The sequence below is a fragment of the Shigella sp. FJ200513 genome (assembly GCF_040495915.1).
GTDB lineage: Bacteria > Pseudomonadota > Gammaproteobacteria > Enterobacterales > Enterobacteriaceae > ECMA0423.
This window is the reverse complement of the sequence record NZ_JBDYCV010000183.1, coordinates 1-3,895: the sequence shown is the minus strand read 5'-3', so window position 1 is coordinate 3,895 and position 3,895 is coordinate 1. Positions and strand designations below refer to the sequence as shown.

Genomic DNA, 3,895 nt, shown 5'->3' with positions numbered 1-3,895 from the left:
ATTATATCGAATGTGATTACAATCGGTGGCGGCGGCACAGTTGGTGTGGCGGCCTCAGTCCGGAACAATTTGAAAACAAGAACCTCGCTTAGGCCTGTGTCCATATTACGTGGGTAGGATCAATGACCCATCTCCTACATTTTATTAACGCAAAAGAATAAGTGATTTTGCGCGAGAGCTTCAATCAGTTTATCCCCGCAGTGGCAAAGTGTTCGCTTTTGCCGACTGGACAGTGGCAGTGCCTGTCTCTACTGCGCCATCGCTGAACAGTGCAGAATTAGCAACGTTTGCTTTTGGCACAAAGCATACGCCCATTCTCACGCGAATGCTTTGCCCTTGACTTGCCAACAACCGAATTGCTTGCTCTGCAGCTATGTTTTTTTATTAGAATATTCGCCACTAAATAAATTATAATAAGTTGATTTTATTAGATATCTATCAGAATCTATATGGTCAGCACGAGTTGCATGCTCTAATGTTTCAAATGCCAGGGTATGTGCGGCTTCAGCAAATATCTCAGGCCAACCTTTACTCAGCATCGACAGTCCTTTAAGGACTCTTATCTGAATCTCCCTCATACTGGCACCATCGCGCGCGACAGGTGAGAAAAAGTCTTCCAGTAGATCGTTATTCTGAAGTGGTGCAACATGTACTGAAGGATATTTCACTTCTATTTCATCAGATTTATTCTGCGCGTAAGTGGAAAGTATACGAACACCTCTGCCAATGACATCAATGGCGGTTCCAGGATCGTTCACTGCAGGGGAAAGGGCCCGGCAGGCTATTTCGGCCATGACGCTAAGACAAAATCGAGGATCCTGAGCAAATGAACGTGCATCCGAGACAATAATCGTCTCAAGTAAATCGGTGTTGATTGACGACTCCTGGCCCTGACTCAGGTACAAAACTGGCATGGACGGATGTATGAAACTGCCTGGCTGCGCCACGAGGTATACATGACGGGGATCATTGGTCAGCAGCTTGCTAAGTTTCACCATATCAATATATTCAACATAGCCAATCTTCTTCGGATAAACTGCAACCGTTCCTTTCGGCTGTTCATTGTTCTCAAGCCATGGATATCCACCGAGACAGGGATTTCTTGCTCTCGCAATAAATGTTTCGATGGCCGCCTGTTCTACTTGTGCCGTTGTCTCACCAACCCTCCCCAGAGAGGTCAAATGCTGTATCCAGCGAAGCAATGTGATGAGGATTAAGGCAATGACAACCAGTGTGACAATGAATAAAATGACTCTCCCCCTTTCTCCATAAGCTCCCATATTGAGGGCAATAATCCCTACCAGACTGAAGAGAAAAGAACCGATGAAGGTGGCCAGTACATTTTGTGTGGTGACGTCTTCAACAACTAAACGCGTAGCTCTGGGAGTCACATTAGTAGTGGCTGAACCGTAGGCTGTGACCATGATACTCAGCGAAAATGTGGTCACTGCCAGCATACTCGATGCCAGTATGTTCAGAATGTTATCGACTGCTTCCGCACCAACCTTCACGGAAACCGACTCAGGTATCATTGATTTAAAAAGAATTGATAAAAGGGCCGTTATTATCGCGACAATTGCGAATAACGTTGCCCTGAACCATAGTTTTTTAATTGTCTGCTTCAGCATCCATTTCCAGCGTGAAATCATTCTGCATTCCCTCATATTGCGGCCGGGATAATAATTGCCGCCCCCAGGACGGCATGTTGCTATTAACGAACCAGGTGCAGGAAGTGCAGGTGTTTTTCGTACTGGTCCAGTATGTCATTAATCAGCTGTTCCTGGTTCCAGCCCATCACATCATAATTTTGACCGCCTTCTTTGAGATAAACCTCAGCGCGATAATATCGATGTTGTTCAGTCTGCTGCTCATCATTATCCATTGCGGCGAGCGCGAAGGTCGGTGAGATATACCCGCGAAGCCTCACTTCATATATAAAATTCAGCTCGTTGCCCAAATCGACTTCAAGACGAATACGATCGTCGACTGCATCACTAATGTGGCTTATCGTCCCCTGCTTGTTCAGTTCCTCCTGAACCAGCGTCATGGCAGGCTGGATAACGTCGTCCATAAAACGTTTCACAAGAGATCGCTTCGGCAGATACGCGATATTGCGTAACCTTCTCTGCCAAGGAATTGGGTTACGTGCAGCCGTAGGAGCAATTGTCGCCATGCTCAGGCTTTCACGCTTGGTCAAATCCCGGCGCAAAGCTTTTAAAAGTCCGTATATAGATATTAGTAAGATCACTGAGAAGGGCAATGCACTCGCTATTGTCACCGTTTGCAGCGCACTTAGCCCTCCGGCAAGGAGAAGCGCAATTGCAACAATGCCCATGAGCGAGGCCCAGAATATTCGCTGCCAGACGGGTGTGTTTGCCACTCCACCTGATGCCAGAGTATCCACAACCATTGCCCCCGAATCAGCAGACGTTACAAAGAAGACGATGACCATCGCCATTGCAATGAATGACAGCACAGAAGAGAACGGGAAATGCTCCAGGAAATTAAACAGGGCCAGCGCCACATCCTGCTGAACAGTATTGGCGAGGTCTGTGGCCCCCTGGTTCATAATGAGATAGATCGCGCTGTTACCAAACACCGTCATCCACATTAGCGTAAAACCCGCGGGAACAAACAGCACGCCGGTGACAAACTCGCGAATGGTTCGCCCGCGGGAGACCCGTGCGATGAACATCCCCACAAACGGCGACCATGAAAGCCACCATCCCCAGTACAGTAATGTCCAGCCCCCCAGCCAGTTGCTCGACTTGGGCTCATACGCGTAAAGGTTGAACGTTTTACTCACCAGTTCCGAAAGATAACCGCCCGTATTTTCCACAAATGACTTCAGCAGAAGCACGGTTGGTCCCAGACACAGGACCAGCGCCAGGAGCAACAAAGCCAGACCCAGATTGAGTTCAGACAGGATACGTATTCCCTTATCCAGACCGGACACCACTGAAATCGTCGCTAACCCCGTGATGACCACGATCAGAATTACCTGCACCGTTTCATTGATGGGCACCCCGAAAAGATGGTTCAAACCGGCATTCACCTGCAAAACACCGTAACCCAGTGATGTCGCAACGCCAAAGACCGTGCCTATAACAGCGAAAATATCAACCGCATGTCCTACAGGTCCGTATATGCGATCGCCAATAATGGGATAGAGTGCGGAGCGCAGAGTTAAAGGCAGACCGTGACGGTAACTGAAGAACGCCAGAATCAGCGCCACAATGGCATAAATTGCCCATGCGTGCAGTCCCCAGTGGAAAAAGGTCAGACGCATTGCTTCCTTAGCTGCCGCAACGGTTTCTGGAGTGCCAACGGGTGGCGAAAGATAATGCATTACAGGTTCGGCAACGCCAAAGAACATCAGGCCGATCCCCATCCCTGCCGAAAAAAGCATCGCAAACCAGGAGTGGTAGCTGAAATCAGGCTGCGCATGGTCCGGGCCCAGCTTGATATCACCGTAGCGTGAGAGTCCAAGGAACGTGACACTCAGTAAAATCAGGGCCACAGCAAGGATGTAGAACCAGCTGGCATTCGTGAAGATTTGTTGCTGAAGTAGTTTAAAATTTTTGTCGGCGACATCCGGGAATACGGCGGCAAAGGCGACAAGAAGGAAAATTAGCAAAGCAGATGTAAAGAATACCGCTTTGTTAATCTGACTTGTAGACTTCTTTGGGATTGTATCATTTTCACTCATAATCATTTATTCCATTAATTAAATTCGCACTGGATAGAAGGTACTACCTCTCACAAAGTAGCAAAGTTCAACTGGCTATGCGGCGTTAATCGTAATGCATGGTGGAATGTTGAGGTGTACTGGCAATAGCGGACACTACCATTTGTTCTTTTTTTAAGCAGCCATCTGATGATATTTTTCCCTGAA

The 3,895-nt window shown here is 47.8% G+C and carries 3 protein-coding genes; 1 reads left to right on the top strand and 2 read right to left on the bottom strand.

Annotated features, from left to right (window positions below; all coding sequences use genetic code 11):
* The coding region (locus tag ABZJ92_RS20900) for an IS3 family transposase (RefSeq protein ID WP_071607396.1) at positions 1–92 on the top strand (92 nt) is incomplete at its 5' end.
* 279 nt (positions 93–371) lie between these two features.
* Here the strand turns inward: ABZJ92_RS20900 and ABZJ92_RS20895 are convergent.
* Positions 372–1,649, bottom strand: a complete 1,278-nt coding sequence (locus tag ABZJ92_RS20895) for a DUF2254 domain-containing protein (RefSeq protein WP_000625669.1) — start codon at positions 1,647–1,649, stop codon at positions 372–374.
* Between the two features lie 62 nt (positions 1,650–1,711).
* Positions 1,712–3,709 carry a BCCT family transporter gene (locus ABZJ92_RS20890; RefSeq protein ID WP_001293435.1) on the bottom strand — a complete coding sequence of 666 codons (1,998 nt, stop codon included), beginning with the start codon at positions 3,707–3,709 and terminating at the stop codon, positions 1,712–1,714.
* Positions 3,710–3,895: the final 186 nt, after the last annotated feature.

Bases quoted from the DNA above. Each gene is read 5' to 3' on its own strand.
- ABZJ92_RS20895 (WP_000625669.1), bottom strand. From the start codon at position 1,649: ATGATTTCACGCTGGAAATGGATGCTGAAGCAGACAATTAAAAAACTA.
- ABZJ92_RS20890 (WP_001293435.1), bottom strand. From the start codon at position 3,709: ATGAGTGAAAATGATACAATCCCAAAGAAGTCTACAAGTCAGATTAAC.